General features: G+C 69.9%; 8 protein-coding genes. 4 read left to right on the plus strand and 4 right to left on the minus strand.

Annotation, left to right across the window (positions count from 1 at the left end; genetic code table 11):
* Positions 1–250: 250 nt before the first annotated feature.
* Complete coding sequence (locus ACFC0G_RS27410) at positions 251–1,480, plus strand: hypothetical protein (protein WP_376407749.1); 1,230 nt, start codon at positions 251–253, stop codon at positions 1,478–1,480.
* Between the two features lie 137 nt (positions 1,481–1,617).
* Here ACFC0G_RS27410 and ACFC0G_RS27415 read toward each other — a convergent pair whose 3' ends face one another.
* Together ACFC0G_RS27415 and ACFC0G_RS27420 are read right to left on the minus strand one after the other, a co-directional pair.
* Positions 1,618–2,244, minus strand: coding sequence for a hypothetical protein (locus ACFC0G_RS27415; protein ID WP_376407751.1), 627 nt, complete (start codon positions 2,242–2,244; stop codon positions 1,618–1,620).
* A gap of 9 nt (positions 2,245–2,253) precedes the next feature.
* Positions 2,254–10,254 carry a ricin-type beta-trefoil lectin domain protein gene (locus tag ACFC0G_RS27420; protein ID WP_376407753.1) on the minus strand — a complete coding sequence of 2,667 codons (8,001 nt, stop codon included), beginning with the start codon at positions 10,252–10,254 and terminating at the stop codon, positions 2,254–2,256.
* Positions 10,255–10,853: 599 nt separating this feature from the next.
* Here ACFC0G_RS27420 and ACFC0G_RS27425 point away from each other — a divergent pair.
* Positions 10,854–14,033, plus strand: a complete 3,180-nt coding sequence (locus ACFC0G_RS27425; protein ID WP_376407755.1) for a hypothetical protein — start codon at positions 10,854–10,856, stop codon at positions 14,031–14,033.
* Between the two features lie 97 nt (positions 14,034–14,130).
* Here the strand turns inward: ACFC0G_RS27425 and ACFC0G_RS27430 are convergent, their stop codons facing one another.
* Positions 14,131–16,665, minus strand: a complete 2,535-nt coding sequence (locus ACFC0G_RS27430; RefSeq protein ID WP_376408016.1) for an MFS transporter — start codon at positions 16,663–16,665, stop codon at positions 14,131–14,133.
* Positions 16,666–16,929: 264 nt separating this feature from the next.
* The gene (locus ACFC0G_RS27435; RefSeq protein ID WP_376407757.1) at positions 16,930–17,373 is read right to left on the minus strand and encodes an SRPBCC family protein; all 444 of its coding nucleotides are present in this window, start codon (positions 17,371–17,373) and stop codon (positions 16,930–16,932) included.
* A 158-nt stretch (positions 17,374–17,531) separates the two neighbouring features.
* Here ACFC0G_RS27435 and ACFC0G_RS27440 point away from each other — a divergent pair, with 158 nt between their 5' ends.
* Together ACFC0G_RS27440 and ACFC0G_RS27445 are read left to right on the plus strand one after the other, a co-directional pair.
* Positions 17,532–18,563, plus strand: a complete 1,032-nt coding sequence (locus tag ACFC0G_RS27440) for an Rv2578c family radical SAM protein (RefSeq protein ID WP_376407759.1) — start codon at positions 17,532–17,534, stop codon at positions 18,561–18,563.
* A gap of 131 nt (positions 18,564–18,694) precedes the next feature.
* A complete protein-coding gene (locus ACFC0G_RS27445; protein WP_376407761.1) occupies positions 18,695–20,383 on the plus strand; it encodes an alpha/beta fold hydrolase in 1,689 nt (562 codons plus the stop codon).

A 20,383-nucleotide genomic window follows, 5' to 3' on the forward strand; every position in this document is an offset into this window, starting at 1 on the left:
GGCGGCCCTACCACCCCTGTGGATAACCGCCGTTGGAGTGGACCACTGGCGGTCCCCCGAGGGTCACCGGGACGGCGGTACGATCACCGGCGCGGTTCCGGATCCCCGGCGGGTCCCTTGCGGATCCGCCGGGGATCCGCGGGGGATCGTTCTCGTCGCCACGATGGCTCGAATAGGGCGAAATATCGCCAAGGTGTGCGTATAGGCTGTCGGCCGCAGTTGTCGCACCCGACCTTCCGGAGAGCTCTCGGTGACCATCGCCATCACCCCGTCCGACATGTCCGCCGAAGAGCGCGAGGCCGCCCCCGCGGCGATCTCGGAGCCCGAGTTCTGGGTGCCCTCGGCCCCTGAGCCGCAGGCCTCGGAGCAGAACACCCCTGACGAGACCGCGCTCGAGTCCGAGGCGGACCGTCCCGAGGCGGACGAGCCCCAGGCGGACGAGCCCGAGGCTGACGAGTCCGAGGCTGACGAGCCGGTGTCGCCCGACGCGCACGACCCCGTCGTCGTCCGCGACGCCCAGGACTTCGGGATCTACGCGCGGACCGGTGGCTGGGCCTTCGCGCTGAAGGTCGCGCGGAGCGTGCGCCCCGGCGGTCAGCCCGCCGAGGGCACGGCCGCCGCGAAGGTCTCGGCGAAGGCCTTCGCCGCGCTCGCGGGGTGCTCGCCCGACCGGGTCATGCGGTACTACAAGGCCTGGGACATGGCGGCCGACGACGGCCTGGTCCCGCAGTTCGAGGTCCTGGTGCCCGGCGAGGACGTCGAGCTGCCCGACGCGGACGTCTGGCTCTCGTACTACACCTCCCGCAACAGCGCGTCCTCCGTGCGCGGCCAGGCGATCAGCGCGGCGGCCGAGGCGGAGGGCATCCGTCCGACGAAGGCCCTGGAGGTCGCCGAGAACCCGACGGCGCTGCGGGCCGCGATCCTCGCCGACCCCGGGACGGCGGAGGCGGCGCGCGGCGCGCTGCTCGACCGCATGAAGGAGGACCCGGCCCTCCAGACGGAGATGGCCCGCGCCTTCGCCCGCACCGACGACCTGAAGAAGGCGGTGGCGAGCGAGGCGAAGGCGGCCGACCGCATCGGGTACGTGCGGCAGATCGTCGAGAACGGCCAGATCAAGACCCCGGCCGGGCAGACCGTGGAAGCGCCCGCCGAGCTGCGTGCCGAGGCCGAGCGCCACCTGTCGCTGATCGACGAGCTCGACGACTCCGAGGAGGCGGGCGAGTGGGCCGGTGAGGCGTACGACGCGGTGAAGGGCCTGGTCGCCAGGGCGGTCGAGGAGGACCCGACGCTGCGCGTCCAGGAGCGGCGGACGAAGTTCTACAACAGCCTGCAGAAGGCGACGAAGGTCTTCGAGGAGCTGACCCTGGACGAGGTGATGGAGGAGGACATCTACGAGGCCGACATGCTCCAGCGCCTGGAAGCCCTCCAGGAGGCGATCGGCACCTGCATCAGCGCGCTGCGCAAGGCGTCGGATTCCTGACCCGGGACTGAGAACTCGATCACCTGAGGTACGAGAACAACGAAACGGAGGGTCGCCCCCGGCACGAAGCCGGGGACGACCCTCCGTCATGTCTACCGGATGCTGTCAGTCCGACGGGACCTTGATCCCGCGACTGATCAGCTCCAGTTGTTCGCCTCGGAGAATTCCTCCAGAGACGGTGTCACATCGTTCGAGAACGCCTCCGCGAGGTCGCGCAACTCGGTCAGGGTCGATTCCGCACCCTGACGTTCGCCTGCCTCGCTTCGCTCCCTCAGCAGGATTGCGAGCGCTCGATCCTCGGCATCCCTCTCCCCCTGGACCAGTGGCCCAGGAGCCGGCCGAGGCTCACCGCTTCGCGTGATCACGGGCTTCTCTCCGGAGAGCTTGAAATCAACCATGGAGAAAAGCGTTCGCATCGTTTTGTAACCGGTTTCGATGCGATCGACGGACGGCCTCAGGGAAACGGCCAGCGCTTCCCCGACGAGACCGACAGCCATCTCCGCGTAGAACCCGGGAGACGCGGTGGGATCCGCGTCTTCGAATTCACCCTCGTCATCTTCGACCAGGGAATCGAGGAAGGCTGCGCACTCGTCCGCGCCGTCGTGACCAGCGGCCATACGCCACGCGAGTTCCAGACCGGAATCGATCCAGTCCTGCTGCTCCTCGGATCCCAACACCCGGCAGAAGGCTGCCGACCGCTCCGCTGTTGCCGCAGCGAGGAGTTTCAGCTCGGTATCCGACGGGCTAGGAAGGTTCTCAATCACGACGTCCCGCTAATCTTCGCTCGAAATCCAGAAGTACCTGAAGGGGGAATACTTGATGGTTCCGTGCCCACCCATGAGGTTCACATCTCTCGTGTCCACCAGGGGGAGGCAGTGTTCGTTGCAGAAGTTGGTCGACGCCGCACCGAAGATCGCGTGCTCATTCGACGCCAGGTTACCGAGGATGGCTTCCTCGGCATGACCTGCGGCTTGGACGAACTCCTCGCCGTCGCGGAGCGCCCAGGCCGGCGGCTGCGCGGCCCCACCACTGATCCCGATGCGAATCGTAACGCTCCGGGTGTCGGAGTTGTAGACGCCGATCACCGCGGTGACCCCCCTGTAGTTGGCGCCGGGGAAGTCGTCTCGGGTGGACTGCAGCTCCAGCGCCCGGTCGTGCGCGAGGCGGGCATCGTCCTCGGTCGCGACACCACAGTTGTGAACCAGGACGGGTGTCGCCCCGGCCAGCACGTAGTACGTGTGGGTGTCCGAGACGGTCAGGTTGTGGACCGTCTCGCTCGGGGCCGTCCATCGCTGGACCGCGGTGACCTGGACGGAGACACCGGCACTGGTCCTGAGCCACTCGCGCGGCTGCAGGTCCGTGGCGCTGATCCACTCGCCCAGTTCGGGGACCCAGAAGGGGTGACCGTCGGTCGCGGTGACCTCGGCCGTCTTCGTGCCCTTCGGGCCGTCCGTGTCGATGGTGACCTTGACCAGGCGCTTGAGGCCCTGGCCCTTGATCTCCGCCGTGACCGTCTCGGTCCGGGTCTCCCCGGTCTTCGGGTCTGTGGCGACGATCTTGTCACCCGTTCTGACGTCCTCGATGGCCTTGACGGAGCCGTCGGCCATGAGCACCTTCGTGCCCTGCACGAAGCTGTTGTCCGCCGTCTTGCAGGACCCGCCGCTGGACCCGCCGTTGTTACGGGAGGAACCACCGGAGCTTCCGCCCGGCTTCGACGTGCTGGCCTTGCCGCCGCTGCCGCCCTTGCCGCCGCCCTTGCCGCCACCGGACACGGACGAGGACTTCGGGGCCGCCTTGGCCTGAGCCCGCTTCTGGACCGGGTTACCGGTCTTCTTCTTGGCGGCCGCCGCAGCGTCGGCCTTCCGTTTCGCGGCCTCGGCTGCCTTCTTCTTGGCCCGTTGCGCGGCCTCCTTCTTCGCCTTCTCGATGGCGGCCTTCTTGGCTCTCAGAGCCGCCGCCTCGGCCGCCTTGGCCGCCTTGAGGACCGCTTCCGCGGCCGCCTTCGCCTTCTTGAACGCCTGGATGGCGTTGATCGTGCGGTCGACCGCCCTCAGGACGGAGGGGATCTTGCCCAGCTTGGTCCACGGGATCGCCCCGATGATCATGCTGCCGCAGGACCACATGTCACCGCCGAAGCAGGCCATGGCGTCACTGAGTCCGATGAAGTCGCTCAGGACGCTCCATGCGGCGGCGAGGATCACCGAGGTGAGGGACTTGCCCGAGGTGGCCTGCGCCTGCGCGACCTGCGCCGCGGACAGGCCCGCGCCCACAAGGGCCGCCGCCTTCTCCGAGGCGGTCAGGGTGATCGCCAGACCGGTCGGGTCCGCGTAGGTGACCGGGTTGTTGTGCGCGTAGACGTATCCGTTGGCCTGCAGAGGATCGTTCAGGTCCATCTGCGGGTCGGCGGAGAGGAAACGTCCGACCACGGGGTCGTACAGACGGGCACCGAGCAGAGTGAAGCCGGAGGAGTCGTCCCTCGTCTTCCCCAGGAAGCCCGTGTGTGCCTGCAGGTTGACGCCGCTCGTGCCCGCTCCGCGCTGATTGCCGAACGCGTCCTGCTTGCGGATCCGCACGTCCATCCCGCCACCCAGCAGGACCTCGGTGTAGGTCGAGCCCTGGTGGTCCGTGGTCAGCGCGACCAGCTGGTCCGCGGCCGTGCCGTTGGCGTAGCGCATGACCGCGCCGGCGGGGGTCGTGTAGGTGCGCTGCGAGTTGACCAGGACGCCGCCCTGCTGGACGGCGACCTCCGTGTCACCCAGGTTCAGCGTGGCCGTCTTGCCCTTGATGGTGAGCAGGCGCTCGCCGGTGGGACCGTAGATGTGACGGGTGTCGTTCTGCGGCGCCCAGAGCTGCGCGGCGGAGGCTCCGTCGCACGTGGCCAGGACGATCGCCGTGCTGTTGGCCGAGTTGCCGCTCTGCACCGCGAGGCACAGGTTGGAAGCGACGTGCGTCAGCTGGCCGGCCGCGTTGCGCTTCAGCTCCTGCGCCGTCGCCGCCGCGGCGGTGGCGGCGCACTTCTGGATCTGCACCGCGGACCCGGCCGTGTTGGCGGCCGGCTGGAGGCACCAGTCGTCGTACACCGACATCGCGCCCCGGTTGGGGTCGGTCTGCGGAGTCGTCGGGGTGCTTGGGGTGGGCGTGAACTTCCAGCTCTGCGCCAGGGTGGCGTTGCAGCTGTAGAGCTGGATCGGCTGCGACGCGACCGCGAGACCGCTCTTGAGGTCGAGGCACTTGTCGGCGAGGCCCACGTAGGGGGTCTTGCCGCCGGTGCCCGCGCCGGTGATCCGGTCGATCTTGCCGTCCGGCGTCCAGGTCAGCGTCTGCTTGTCACCGTTGTCGAGCGAGGTGACGGACTTCGTCTCGCCCGTCAGCTCGTACAGGCGCTCGGCCTCGGCCTTGACCTGCGCACCCGCGGGGGTGGAGTAGGTCTTCGAGACCTTGGTGAGCGTGTGCGGCTGACTCTTGGCCGCGCCCACACCGTACTGGTACGTGGTGGTCGCGTCCTTGGCCGTGGCGCCGGTCAGGTCCTTCTCGACCAGCTTGGTGCGGTTGCCGAGGAGGTCGTACTCGTACTCCTGCCAGTAGCCGGAGTTGTCCTTGCCCGCGGCGACGTTGATCGTGCCGTCCGGGTTCTTCGGCGCGGTGCAGTTCTCCTGGTCCTTCGAGGTCCAGGCGTTCTTCAGCTGGCCCAGCGGGTCGTACGTGAAGCACTGCCGCTCCTCGATCCCGGTGGCGTGCTCACGGATGCCCGTGACATTGCCGGCCGGGTCGTAGGCGTACTCGCGCTTCGAGACCAGATTTCCCTCGACCGGACCGGCACCACCGGTCTGCTCGCGGTAGACCATCTGGTTCTGGAGCTCACCGGTGGACTCGTCGAACGAGTTCTGTGCCCACACCCGGTACGGCACCGCGCCGAGGGTCGAGCGCAGGACCTGGCCGTAGGGCGAGTACAGCGTCTCGGAGCCGTACCAGTCCTTGCCGGAGATCGAGAGCGGGTTGCCCTCCTTGTTGTAGCGGATGACCAGCTTCTCCGCGTCGAACTTGCCGGCCTTCGGCAGGTTCGTCTCCTCCAGCATGCCGTTGTCGGAGAACTTGTAGTCGTACTGGTAGTCCGCGGGGATGCCCCACGTGGTGGCCAGCGACGGGGGAAGGGACAGCGTCGTCGACGTCGGCTGGTAGTCCTTCGTGTAGCCGTTGACCTTCTGGGTGTACGCCAGGCCGTCGGTGTACCGGGTGGCGGAGGCGGGCATGCCCTTTCCACCGGCGACGGTGTCGTACGCGAGCGAGGCGAGCAGTGTGCCCGTCGAGCCGCCCAGACGCTGCTCCTTGGGCCGGGACAGCTCGTCGTACGAGTTCCAGGTCGTGATGCCGCGCGCGTTGGTCGTCGTCAGCGGCCGGTCGCGGTGGTCGTACGTCACCCGGGTGGTGCCCGCGTCCGGGTCGGTCGCGGTCTCGAGCCGGCCGCGCCGGTCGAACGTCCACGACCACGGGTGCGTCGGGTCGGTCGAGCTGGTCGCCTTGATCAGCTGACCACGGCTGTCGTACGCGTAGCGCGTCGACGTGTAGCCGCCGGGCGCCGCCGGGGTGAAGGTGTCCGTGCGGACGGTGCGGCCGAGAGCGTCGGTGAAGACCTGGTAGGACGAGTCGCCCTGCGGGTGGATCACCTTCGACCAGTCGGCACCGTACGCGTAGCGGGTCGCCTTCTCGGGCACCTCCTGGGAGATGGCCTCGGTGGTCCCGGGGGCCTTCACCTTGAGGACCGGCATCTCCTCGAGCACGCGGCCGAGGCCGTCGTACTTGTACCGGGTGATGTTCGGGACCGTGGTGTCGGCGCGCGGGGTGAACAGCTCGCCGTTCGGAGCGTCCTCGTTGAGGTAGGCGTTGTTGGTCTGGTAGACCTCACCGGCGCTGTTGTACAGCGTGTCGGTGATCAGACGGCCACCGCCGTCCGCCTCCTCCTGCGACTGGCGCTCACGGCCGAGACCGTCGTAGATCGTGACGGACTTTTCGATCCGGTTCTCGTAGCCACGGCTGTAGGTCGTGATGTACGGGGGCTTGCGGAGCTTTCCGCCGTCCGGGTCGTTCGGGTCGGGCTGGTCGCCCGGGGTCACGTACTCGGCCCTGAAGTCCGGGACCGCGTTCGGCGACGGGGTCCGGCCGGGGGACCATGCCTCGGCGAGACGGCCCAGCGGGTCGAACGTCGCCTCGCTGACGTGGCCGTTGACGTCGGTGGTCTTCAGCGAGACGCCGCGGCCCGGCTCGACCTCCTGGACCTGGGTGTGGCCCAGCGGATTCGTCTGGGTGATCTTGAAGACCTGACCCGTCGGCGGGTCGAAGGTGGTCGTGTACTCCTTCTTGTCGACGTCGATCTGCTTGGTGACCCGGCCGAGGGCGTCGAAGGCGACGGTGCCGCCGGTCTGCCAGCCGGTGCCGCTCTCGTTGATGGACCACGTCTCGGTGGCCAGACCGAGGGTGGTGTCGGCGAGCGCCGTGCCGTACGCGGTGTTGTCGTAGGACGTCCGGCCACCGGCGCTCAGCTTCGTGAGGTCGGACCAGTCCGCGGCGGCACACGACGTGGACGAGACGAGGACCTGCTTGGTCAGACCGATGATGTTCTTGGTCGTGTTGTGCAGGTACTCGAGCTTGGTGCAGGACTCGTCACCGGTCTTGCCGGGGTCGGTGTCGCCGAACGACTCCACCATGGTGGGCAGACCGTGGACGCTGTCGAACGTCGTCCTGGTGCGGACGCTCCGCAGGGTGCGGGCGTCGTCGCCCGTGCCCGACGACTTCGTGTACGCGATCTCCTCGGGCTCGGTGACCCGCCACGCCTTGAGCGGGTCGAGGCCGTCGCCGCGGACGCGGCTGGCGAGCTCGGTGGCCTCGGGGACGGTGAGGCTGCGGGTGAGCCAGTCGGTGTCGGCGTCGTTCGCGTCGGAGTAGCTGAACTCCTCGGCTATTCGGCCGGCGAAGGCCTCACGGTCGTAGACCGTCGCGCCCTCGTGGGTGAGCGTGGCACCCGTGATGGTCTTCATCGGGACGGTGTCGCCCATGCCCCGGTAGAAGCGGGTGACCGCCTTGGTCTTCGGTCCCTCTGTGCCCGGCGTGTCCTCGCCCGGGGTGGAACCCTCGCCGTTGTCGGCGACGACCTTCCGCTCGCCCGTGACGACGGACGTCTGCTCGAAGCCCGCGAACTGCGAGTACGTGCGCGTGGACTTCTTGCTGAACTCCGCCTCGGCGAGCTTCCAGCCGGCGTTCTTGTAGTCGTACGCCGTCCGCGTGGAGTACGAGCCGTCGACGTTCGGCAGCTCCTCGATCGAGTCGACCACGTACTTGTGGAACCAGTCGATGTCCTCGACCTCGGCGTCCGGGTGCCAGAACATCGGGTAGCACAGACGCGTGTTGGCCTTCAGAGCGGCCGTGTCCGTCTTGCCGGGCAGGCCCGTCCTGCTGGCGCAGCCGTCCGCGGCGTCACCCCAGGTCGGCATCTTGTAGGAGACGACGGTCTCGCCGCCGTACTCGTTGATGACGCGGCCGATGCGCAGCCTGGCGAAGCCGGGGCGCGGGTCGATCGGCGCGCCCATGTCCGTCCCGGACGTCTTCCGCAGGAGGACGCGGTTCGGCATCTCCTCCTCGTTGGACTCGAACCGGATCGGGTTGAGCGTGACCGCGGCGTCCGTCGAGCCCTTGCGGGCGTAGCCGGTGCGCTGGATGGACTCCAGCCACAGGGCCGTGTTCGGGCCGGTCTTGAGGACGGGGAAGTTCTGCTTGAGCTGGTACTGGTCGACGTCCTGGCGCGCGGTGGTGTCGGTGCGGCGCTGGGCCGAGGTGGTGATCTTGTCCAGGCGCTTGGTGGACCAGAAGGTCGGGCCGGCGTTCCAGCACTTCTTCTTGTCCGTCGAGGTGACCGCCTGGCACCGCAGGTCGGCGGGGGTGTCGTACCAGATGCGGTACTTGCCCGGGTCGCTCGACGTGAAGTTCTCGTCGCTGCAGGTCAGCGTACCCTCGGTGAAGCAGCGCTCGGCGACGTCGAAGCGCACGCGGGCCGGGGCCGTGGCGCTGAAGACGGTGTCCTTGCGCTGGCCGTAGTCGATGCGCTTCAGGTAGCCGCCGCGGTGGTACTCGACCGGGCCCTTGAAGTAGAAGTTCTTCGCGTAGTAGTTCTTCTCGCGCTCCCACCACAGCGACATGGCGTTGCCGTGGACGTCCTCGACGTAGTCGAGGTTCCACTGCCAGGCCTGGTTGCAGGCGGAGGACTTCCAGTCGGTGGTCGTCGAGCCCTTGTAGCAGGGCTCGTCCGCGTGGTTGCCGTAGACCGGCACCGCGAGCACGGAGTCGGTGTACGGGTCGTCGGCGGCGGTGCCGTTGTCCGACCAGCCCGGGAGCTTGTTCAGGCCGAAGTGGTACTTCGTGCCGTCCCTGGTGGTGACGACCCAGTACTCGCCGTCGGCGTCCTTCATGCCCGAACGCGGGTCCTTGGACGTGTCCTTGAACCGCTCGATCTTCGAGCCGTCACCGTTGGCGCTGAACCACTTCTGCTTGGCCTCGTCCCACACCAGCTCGGTGGTCATGCCGCCCAGGGAGAGGGTGGCGTTCTCCGAGCCCCAGCACAGGTCGGCGGTCTTGTGGGTCGCGTTGTTCGACCCGGCCTTCTTGGAGTCCTGACGGCAGTTGACGTACGTCCGGCTGATGGAGCCCGGGTTGTAGTCCCAGCCGTCACCGATCCAGGAGGCCTGGTTGTTCGACGCCGAGGTACGGCCGTCGACCGTCTGCGACGAGTAGCCAAGGCTGACCTTCGGGGTCAGACCGCCGGCGGCCTCCGGGACCTGCACCTGGTAGCCGTAGGTGAAGGCACCGTTCGACGAGCCCGCGGCCCAGGAGCCGGCGGACAGCAGCGGCGAGGCGGTGAAGTCGCCGTTCGCCGAGGCGCCGGTGTCCATCGCACCGACGACCTGGCGGCCGGAGGTGTCGACAGCCGGGAGGGCGACCTGCCGGGCCGAGACGCCGGAGACGGACGAGCGGGCGGCGCCGTCCTCGAGCAGGTTCGCGACCGGCACCGATCCGGAGAGGATCGTGCGGATGGGCGCGTTCTTCTTGAGCTTGACCTTGGTGGGGGCCTTGGCGGCCGGCACCTCCTTGACCGTGGACCGCAGCCGCTCGATCTCGTCGGCGACCTCGGTCCTGCCGGACATGGTCTCCACGCCGGTGTCCGGGGCGCAGTCACCGGAGTCCGGGGAGTCGATGACGCAGTTCGGCAGCAGGACCAGGCCGAAGCGCTGGGCGGCCTGGGGGCCGTAGCGGTCGGCGAAGCCGGTGGTGTCGACCTCGAGCGTGACCTGCGCGGCCGGATCGGCGTCCGCCGGCGGAATGACCTCGAGGATCATGCCGGGGACGCCGGTGTCCTCCGAGGTGGTGGTCGACTTGACCGCGACCTGCCAGTCACCGTCGACCTTCGTCGGGTCCTGACCGACCGGTACGCCGACCGCGACCGGCAGTCCGACCGACGTGGTCTCGTTCACCACGGGGACCGTGGTGCCGGGCTGGGTCTGCGCCGTCAGCGGCGCCTTGCCGGCGTCCTCCGCCCACGGGTCGACTTTCTTCGGCGCGTAGGGGACGACCTGCTGCTCGTCCCCGAGGCTCAGCGCCTTGTCGGCGCTGGCGTCGTCGGCGAGCGCGGTGCTCTCGGGGATGTCCGGCAGATCGACCTGAGAGGTCGTCTGCTCACGGCTCATGCCGTCGCCGGGAACGGCCAGGGCCTGCCCGCCGAGACTCGTCACCGTCAATACCGATGACAAAAGAAGGACGGTCGCCGTGCGGCTTCGCCGACGGCGCCGTCGTTGTGACTCTGTCATGGCTAGGCGATTCCGCCCCACCCATGACAGTGGTTCTGAAGCACGCATCACGCGTCGACTCCCACCCAAACGAACAAGACAACGGAGGAGGTGCGGAAACACCAAAGAGCACGCGCCTGGATCAGGCGCGTGCGTGCGCACTCTGTGTCATGCGCGCTGCATATTCAAGATCGGCCAAGCGGTCGAAGCGCATCGACAGTGAGATTCGCCACGGTGCAGTCGCAAACAGAAGCTCACACTGTCGATGTTCGCGATAAATCGGACACTCAGCGCAATTGCGATCTAAGGCGCCATCAGAACGGTTCGAACCAGACCTGAATGACACTCTGTCAAGCTGACACCAGGAATCTGTAACATCTTCATAAAGTCTTCAGAAATGGACGTCACGTGCGGGACGTGTGATCGTGTGCGCGCCTTGTGCCCCGTGGACGGTCCGTCGGGGCCGTCTGTGCTGTCCGAAAATCCCTCTGGTCCCACGGGAGTAGACCGCCGTGCCCGCGCCGCCTCGTCTTCTCAGCCCGTTCGTGCGCACGCGCACACGGCTGACACTCACCCTCGGCCTCGTCCTGGCCGCACTCACCGCCGCGCTCCTGCCCTGGTGGCAGCCGAGCACGCCTTCGACCGCCAGCTCCCCCAGCTCGCCCAACGCCCCCCGCACGGACGCCAAGCAGGCGTCGACCGGGCCGAAGGACGAGGCCGCCGCGTCGGCCGAGGCCAAGCGCACCGGCAAGAAGGTGCTCGTCGACACGGCGACCACCGCCACCGAGCTGATCTGGGCGCTGCCGAACGGGCAGATGCGCGCCCAGATCCACGCGCTGCCCCAGCGGGCGAAGAACGCCCGGGGCAAGTGGGCGCCCATCGACAACACCCTGCACCGGACGGAGAGCGCCGACGCTCTGACGGTCCGCCCGGCCAACCCGGCCGTGCCGGTCCGCTTCTCCGGGGGCACCTCCGGCGAAGACCGCGCAGGCCGCTCGTACGCCCGGGTGCCGCTCGCCGAGGGCGTCGGCGACGCGTCCGTCCTCGCCGAGGTCGACCTCAACGGCCACACCATCGCCTACACCTGGCCCGGCGCCCTGCCGAAGCCGGTGCTCGACGGCCCGCGCGCCCTCTACCCCGAGGTGCTTCCCGGCGTCGACCTGCTCCTCGTGGTGCGTGAGGAGGGCGGCTTCGGCCAGCTCCTGATCGTCAAGAACCGCGAGGCCGCACAGAACAAGGACCTCGCGACCGTCTCGTACGGTCTGCGGTCGACGACCGCGGTCTTCCGGCAGGACGCGAAGGCCAACCGGATCCAGGTCCTGGACAAGAGCGGCACGGAGGTCGGCACGATCCCGACCCCCTTCGCCTGGGACTCCAGCGGCCGGGACCCCGAGCTCAAGCCGGGCACCCCCCGGCGCACCTCGGTCGCCGCCCCCGCCGACGTGCTGAAGCTGTCGGGTCTGACGGGCATCGAGCCGGGCGCGCGCTCCGCGCAGCTCCCGATCGCGCTCGACGGCGACGACACCGGTACGGCCACCCTGAACCTGGGCCTGGGCCGGACCGGCCTCCTCGCCCACCCGGACACGAAGTACCCGGTCTTCATCGACCCGCCGCTCAACAGCGGCTGGGCGGCCTGGACGACCGCGTACAAGAAGTACCCGAGCTCCAGCTTCTGGAACGGCACGAACTTCTCCTCCGGCACCTCGGACGCCCGCGTCGGCTACGAGAGCGACACCGGCGGCCTCGGCCGCTCCTTCTGGCGGATGAAGTTCTCGACCGGCTACAAGGGCGCGAAGTTCACCCGGGCCACCTTCAAGGTCAAGAACAACCACTCCTGGTCCTGCACCGCGCGGGAGTTCCAGTTCTGGCAGACGGGGTCCATCTCGTCCGGTACGACCTGGAACGCGCAGCCGAGCTGGTCCACGAAGCTGGACTGGCAGTCCTTCGCCCACGGCTGGTCCTCGACCGGCTGCCCGGACGCGTACGAGGCGTTCAACGTGCTGGCCGGAGTCCAGAAGAGCGCGGACGCCGGCGCCGAGACCCTCACCTTCGGCATGCGTGCCACCAGCGAGGGCGACACCCAGACCTGGCGCAAGTTCCTCGCGACCTCCGCCGTGGTGGAGGGCGACTTCAACCGTGCCCCGTCCCAGCCGACCAACGGCACGTCCTCCCCGGGCGGCGCGTGTGTTCCCGGACCGACCGCCAGCGCCACCATCGGCCGGACGACCATCACGCTGAAGGCCAAGGGCTACGACGCGGACAACACCATTCCCAAGCTGCGGTTCCGTTTCTGGAAGTCCGGCGCGACCACCAAGACCGAGTACGTCGCCACCGCGGACTCCACCGGCTACGGCCAGATGGTCATCCAGGCCGACAACCCGCTGCTGACGGGCCTCACGGGCAACACCCTCTTCTCGTGGGACGTGCGCTCCGAGGACGCGGCCGGTGAGGTCTCCTCGTTCTTCCCGAACGGCACGGAGCCGTGCCGGCTCACCGTGGACCCGACCGCTCCTCCGCAGCCGGACATCACCAGCACCGTGTTCACCGAGGCCACGCCCGACGGCAAGACCTGGGCCAAGGTCAAGTACGGCACCCCCGGTGACTTCACCTTCAGCGCCGCCGGCGCGACCAAGTTCAAGTACGCCTTCGAAGGCGAGGCTCTCATCGAGACCCCGCCTCCCGTGAACGGCAAGATCACCCTCCCCAACGTCTCGCCCAGGCACGCGGGTCCGACCGCCCTGTACGTCTACGCCTACGACGTCAACGGCAATCAGAGCCTCAAGGGCGACTACTCCTTCTACCTGCCGCCCCGCGACCGGGCCGACGGTCCGATGGACACCGGTGGCGACGACATCGCCGACCTGCTGGTGCTCTACCCGGACGGCAAGCTGAAGAACTGCGTGGGCGCCCCCGCCGACCCGGCGGTCCCCGGCACCGGCGGTGAGCTGTACAGCTGCCTCGCCGCGTCGTACGTGACCAAGGACAAGCAGGTCGACCCGCCGAACCACTGGATCGACGCGGCGGGCACCGCCTCGCTGATCGCGCACTACAACGACACGTACCCGGGCGACGGCTCGACCGACATGTTCGCGGTCACCCCGGACAAGAAGTTCTGGCTCTACCCGGGCGACGGCTACGGCAGCTTCAACGTCGACGAGCGGATCGAGATCCGCCTGCCGGCCAACGCCCCCGCGCCGTCCACCTGGACGCAGCTGAAGGCGATCGGCGACATCACCGGCGACAAGCTGCCCGATCTGACCCTGCGGGCCGGACCGGCGTTCTGGGTGCTGTCCGGCTACACCGGCGCCACCTTCCAGACCGCGACGCTGATGGAGGGCACCGCCTGGGCCCGACGCGACATCGTCAACATCGCGGACATGAACAAGGACAGCACGCCCGACCTGCTGTGGCGCAACCTCGACAACGGCAACATGTACGTCCGCCACGGCAAGCCCGGTACGGGCGGCGGCGTCGACCTGGAGTCGATCAAGGTGGCGGTCAACTCGCTCAATGGTGACGTCGCGTTCGGCACGACCTGGACCGAGACCAACGTCACGACCGCGATCGGCATCCCCGATGTCAACAACGACGGCGTGCCCGACATCTGGGCCCGCTTCGGTGACACCGGCAACATGAAGCTGTACTACCCCTCCACCACCAACACCAACGCGCCCGTCAGGACCGTCCTGGGTGTCGACTGGCGGGGCATCCGCGCGCTGGGCTGACCCCCGCCCCGTCCGCTGATCCCGAGCCCCGGTCGCCTGCCTCGCAGCAGGCGACCGGGGCTCGGCCGTTCCGCGGCCCTACGCCTCCACGAGCCGGTCAGTCCTGGTGGCCGAGCTGGAGGTCGCGCTCGGTGCGGCCCCCGCCGGCCATCTGGAGGACGGTGGCGACGGGCGGGTAGCCGGCCGCGATGACCGTGTACTCGCCGGAGGACAGGTCCACGAAGCGGAAGGTGCCGTCGGCCCCGGTGGTGAGGGTGTCCATGACGTTGCCCGCGGCGTCGAGGAGGGTGACGCGGGCGTCCTCGACGGGGCGCCCGCCACCGGCCCGCACCGTGCCGCGCAGCACCGCCCCGCCGGCCAGCTCGATGTCCTGGCGGGTCTCGCGGGACGACTGGACGCTCACCGGGAGCGCGGCGGGCCGGAAGGCGGGGGCGCTGGCCGCGAGCGTGTACTCGCCGGCGACCAGCTCGGTGATGACGTACCCGCCCTCGCGTCCGCTGCGGGTGGAGGCGACGACCTCCCCGCGTACGTCGGTGAGGGTGACGGCGGCGTCCCGGACGGGCGTCCCGTCGGCGGTGACGACGCTGCCCGCGAGCCGCCCGGCGCCGCCGAGGACGACGTCGAGCTCCACGGGCCGGTCGCCGACGGTGACGGAGACGGCCTGCGGCTGGTGTCCGCCGGCCGCCGCGATGAGGACGTAGGCGCCCCGGTCGGGCACGCTCAGCGCGTACCGCCCGTCCTCGCCGCTCGCGCCGCGCCCGACCTGCCGGCCCTGGACGTCGATGAGGGTGAGGGCGGCCCGGGGCACGCGGCTGCCGTCGTGGTGCTGGACGGTGCCGCAGACGGGTACACCGGAGTGGGCGGGGACCCCCGAGTGGGTGGGGACCCCGGAGTGGGCGGGTGCCTCGTAGGAAGGGGCCGGGGCCGCGTGCCGGGCCTGCGGGACCCCCTGGGTGCCGCCGAAGTCGGTGGCCTCGGTGGCCTCGGTGAGCGGGCTGTGGTGGGACACCAGCGGTTTCTCCTTGAGGAAGAAGGCGAGCACGAGGCCGAGCACGAGGACCGGCACGAGGTAGAGGAAGATGCGCGGCATCGCGTCCGCGTACGCCTGGATGTAGGCGTCGCGCAGGGCGGGCGGCAGGGTGTGCACCGACTGCGGGGTGATCGACTCGGCCGGTGGCAGGGACACCGTGGCGGCTCCCTGGCTGACGGCCGCGAGCCGGTCGCCGAGGGCGTCGTCGAGCCGGGAGGCGAAGAGGGTGCCGAAGATCGCGGCGCCGACGCTGCCGCCGATCTGGCGGAAGTAGTTGTGGGCGCTGGTGGCGGTGCCGAGGTCGGCGGGGCGTACGGAGTTCTGCACGGCGAGCACGAGGACCGGCATGACGAGGCCGATGCCGGTGCCGAGGACGGCCTGCCAGAGGCTGTGCTGGAGGCGCGGGGTCTCGGCGTCCATGCGGGAGAGCAGCCACATGCCGAGGACGGAGACGGCCCCGCCGACCACCGGGTAGATCTTGTAGTGGCCGGTGCGGCTGATGAGCTGGCCGGAGACGACGGAGGCGATGACGATCCCGCCCATGAGCGGCAGCATCAGGAGGCCGGACTCGGTGGCGGTGGCGCCCTCGACCATCTGGAGGAAGCTGGGGAGGTAGCTGGCGGCGCCGAAGAGCGCGATGCCGACGACGGCCCCGACGAGGGCGGTGACGGTGAAGACGGAGTCGCGGAAGAGCCGGAGCGGGATGAGGGGTTCGGGCGCGAAGTGCTCGACGACCAGGAAGAGCAGGGTCGTTCCGGCGGCGCCGCAGGCGAGGGCGAGGACGACGCGGGAGTCCCAGGCGTACTCGGTGCCGCCCCAACTGGTCAGCAGGACCAGGCAGGTGGAGGCGGCGGCGAGGAGCAGCGCCCCGAGGACGTCGAAGCGCGCGCGTGCCGTGGGCTTGGGGAGATCGAGGACGACGGCGACGACGGCGAGGGTGACGAGCCCGAAGGGCACGTTGAAGTAGAAGCACCAGCGCCAGGAGACGTGGTCGGTGAAGAAGCCGCCGAGCAGGGGCCCGGCGACGGAGGCGAGGCCGAACGCGGCGCCGATCAGGCCCATGTACCGGCCGCGTTCCCGGGCGGGGACGATGTCGGCGATGATCGCCTGGACGCCGATCATCAGGCCTCCGGCGCCGGCGCCCTGGATCGCGCGGAAGGCGATCAGCTCGTCCATGCTCCGGGACCAGCCGGCCAGGCCGGAGCCGATGACGAAGACGACGATGGCGAAGAGGAAGACGCTCTTGCGGCCGAGGAGGTCGCCGAGCTTCCCGTAGATCGGCAGGCCGATGGTGGAGGTCAGCAGGTAGGCGGTGATGGCCCAGGACATCCGGTCCAGGCCCTGGAGTTCGCCGACGATCTTCGGCAGGGCGGTGGCCACGATCATCTGCTCCAGCGCGGCGAGGAGCAGCGCGAGCATGAGGCCGCAGAAGACGAGCCGGACGCGGCGGGGGTCGAGGGGGGCCGGTCCGGGGTCGGGCGGTGGGGCGAGGCCGGGGGGCGGTCCGCCCGCGTCGAGGGGTGCCGCGCCGGCGGTGGCCGCGGCGGCCGCGCCGCCCTCCGCGCTCTCCGTGTCCGCCGTGCCCTCTGCGGACTTCACCATCGCGATCGCACCCACGTACCTGCTCCCCTCGACACGGCGTCTGCGCCGCGCCATTCTTCGCATTGGGTGCGAAGCGGGAGCAAGTCGGGCGGTACGGAGGGCCGGTGGCGATCAGGGGTGCCCCGGGCGGCGAACAGCCCTGCGGTACGGCGCACTTGGGGCGCTCATCAGCGCGTTTACGAGGAAGCCCGCGCCCCCTCGGTGCGCGGGGGCTCCGGTACGGGGGCGCGGGCGAACCACTCGAATCGGTGAACGCCCAGGGCGTTACTTCTCGACCTCGTCGGCCAGCTTGGCGAGCACGGCGTCGTAGATCCGGGCGAGGCCCTTGGGCGCGAAGGTCCTCTCGAAGAAGCCCCCGACGCCGCCGGCGCCGTTCCAGACGGAGGTGACGACGGCGCGCGACTTGCCCTCGCCGGCGGGGGTCACGGTCCAGGTGGTGACCATGGACGAGTTGCGGTCCTTCTCGACGAGCTGCCCGTCGGTGGGCTCGGTGACCTCCAGGAGGCAGTCGCGGACGCGCTTGCTGGTGGCCTGGAGCTTCCAGTGGACGAGGGTGCCCTCGCCGTCGCCGCCCTCCCGCACCTCGTACTCGCTGAAGTGCTCGGGGAGCACCTTCGCGCGCGTGCCGCTGTAGTCCGCCAGCGCGTCGAACACCGTCTCGGCGTCCGCGGCGATGATCCGTTCCGTCGTGGCCTCGACCTGCGCCATTGACTGCCTCCAGCTTGTGGTTCCTCGGGGGTGTGGGCCAAGCGAACCACGCGGGCTCCGGGGCGCGAAATCCGGGTTGCGGTGATCAAGGGAACAGGTGTTCTATTCTGGGCGCAGGGTGGAGTCAGAGGCGAGGCAGAGCTACCGAGGAGGCGTCCGTGCGCTGGGACAATCTGGGCGACGGTCCGACCGCGCCCGCCGGCATCGGCCTGTTCGATGCGGACGCGGTGACCACGCGGACCTTCGACACCCCGGAGTTCCGGGGCATCACCTTCCACGAGGTGCGGGCCCGCTCGATCCTCAACCGGGTCCCCGGCGCCTCCCGGATGCCGTTCGAGTGGACGGTCAACCCGTACCGGGGCTGCACGCACGCGTGCGTGTACTGCTTCGCCCGCAAGACCCACAGCTATCTGGACCTCGACACCGGGCTCGGCTTCGACTCCCAGATCGTCGTCAAGATCAACGCCCCGGAGGTGCTGGCCCGCCAGCTCACCTCCGCCCGCTGGCAGGGCGCCCACGTCGCCATGGGCACCAACGTCGACTGTTACCAGCGGGCGGAAGGCCGCTACCGCCTCATGCCGGGCATCCTCACCGCCCTGCGCGACCGGGCCAACCCCTTCTCGATCCTCACCAAGGGCACCCTGATCCTGCGCGACCTGGAGCTCCTCACCCAGGCCGCCCGGGTCACCGAGGTCGGCATCTCCGTCTCCGTCGGCTTCACCGACCGGGAGCTGTGGCGGACGATCGAGCCCGGCACCCCGTCCCCGGAGCGCCGCCTCGACGTGGTCCGCACCCTCGGCGAGCACGGCATCGACTGCGGGGTCCTGATGGCCCCCGTCGTGCCCTTCCTCGGCGACCGGCCCGAGCAGCTGCGCGCGACGGTCCGCGCGATCGCCGAGGCCGGGGCGAGTTCGGTCACCCCGCTCGTCCTGCACCTGCGGCCGGGCGCCCGCGAGTGGTTCATGCAGTGGCTGCGGCAACACCACCCCGGCCTGGTGGGGCGGTACGAGCGGATGTACGCGGACGGGGCCTACGCGCCGACCTGGTACCAGCGCCGGATCACCCGTCAGGTCCACGAGCTGGCCGCCGAGTTCGGCATCGGCCCCGCCGACCGGCGAGCGGCGCGCCGGACACCCGTACCGGAGGAACCGGCGCTCGCGGCCGCCCCCGAACAGCTCACGCTCCTCTGACCCGCCCCCTTGATCATCTTTCTCCGATCATCGGACCGGTTCACCTGACACGCCGTCGGATCCTCCTCTGTTCGGGTCAACTCTCGGCGAAACAGGTCCTTCCACGGTCCGTTCGGGGCACGGACGGACCTATGACCCCACGCGCAGGAATGCTGATCGCCGCAGGAGCGCTGGTCGCCGGGACGGTCACCGTCCTGCCCGCCACCCCCGCAGGCGCCGGTGAACCGACCCCCCGGCCGTTCCCCAGGCTCGCCTGGACCGGCTGCGCCACCCAGGCGTACCCGAAGCTCCAGTGCGGCACCCTGAAGGTGCCGCTCAACCACGACGACCCGGCCGGGCGGAGCATCACGCTCGCGCTCACCCGGGTCCCGCACACCGCGAAGACCTTCCAGGGCCCGCTGCTCGTGAACCCGGGCGGACCCGGCGGCAGCGGACGCACGATGGCCGGGTACGTGGCGGCCTCGCTGCCCCCGAAGGTGGCCGCCGAGTACGACGTGATCGGCTTCGACCCGCGCGGGGTGGGCCGGAGCGAACCCGCGCTCGACTGCCGGCCGGGCCACTTCGCGCCGGTGCGCCCCGACTCGGTGCCGCGCGGCGCCGACGCCGAGAAGGCGGCGGTCGAGCGGGCCCAGGCCTTCGCCGAGGCCTGCGGCGAGAAGTACGCCGACGTGCTGCCGTACATCGACACCGTGAGCACCGCCCGGGACCTCGACGCGATCCGTGACGCACTCGGCGCGCCGAAGGTCAACTACCTCGGCTACTCGTACGGCACCTACCTGGGCGCGGTGTACGCCCGGCTGTATCCGGACCGGGTGCGGCGCATGGCGCTCGACTCCGTCGTCAATCCGCACGGGGTCTGGTACGAGGACAACATCGCTCAGGACTACGCCTTCGACACCCGCCACAAGGACTTCATGGCCTGGGTGGCCCGGCAGAACGCGGTGTACAAGCTGGGCACGGACCCGGCGGCGGTCGAGGCCGCCTGGTACCGGATGCGCGACGCGGTGCGCGAGGCCCCGGCCGGCGGGAAGGTCGGTCCGGGCGAGCTGGAGGACACCTTCCTGCCCGGCGGGTACTACAACGGCTACTGGCCCCGCCTCGCGAGCGCGTTCTCGTCCTACGTGAACGACGGCGACGCGGCCCCCCTGACGGCGGCGTACGAGAAGTACGGGGAGGCCGACGCCTCCGCCGACAACGGCTACTCGGTCTACACGAGCGTGCAGTGCCGGGACGCGGCCTGGCCCCGGGACTGGAACGTCTGGCGCAAGGACAGCTGGGACATCCACGCCAAGGCGCCCTTCTCGACCTGGAACAACGCCTGGTACAACGCTCCCTGCGCCTTCTGGCCCGTGCCGGCCCTGACCCCGCCGGACGTCACCAACGACCAGCTGCCGCCGGTGCTCATCCTCCAGGCGACGGAGGACGCGGCGACCCCGTACGAGGGCGGCGTGGCGCTGCACCGGCTGGTGCGCGGCTCCAGCCTGGTCGTCGAGGAGGGCGGCGGGAACCACGGGGTGACCCTCGGCGGCAACGACTGCCTGGACGACCACCTCGCCGCCTACCTCGCCACCGGCACGGTGCCGCGCGGCAAGGACGGGGCCGAGGTCGACGCGGTCTGCGAGGCGCTCCCGGAGCCGGAGCCCGAGCCGATGGCCCCGGCCGAGAAGAAGGCGACGGAGAAGTCGACGGGGACGGCACCCGAGCAGGCGGCGGAGAAGTCGGCCGGGACGGCACCCGGGAAGTCGGGCAACCGGGTCGGCGCGCTCCGGACGGAGGCGACCGGCATCACGCTCCACGGGCTCCTCGGCCACGTCCGCTGA

Source organism: Streptomyces sp. NPDC056169, from assembly GCF_042268445.1.
GTDB lineage: Bacteria > Actinomycetota > Actinomycetes > Streptomycetales > Streptomycetaceae > Streptomyces.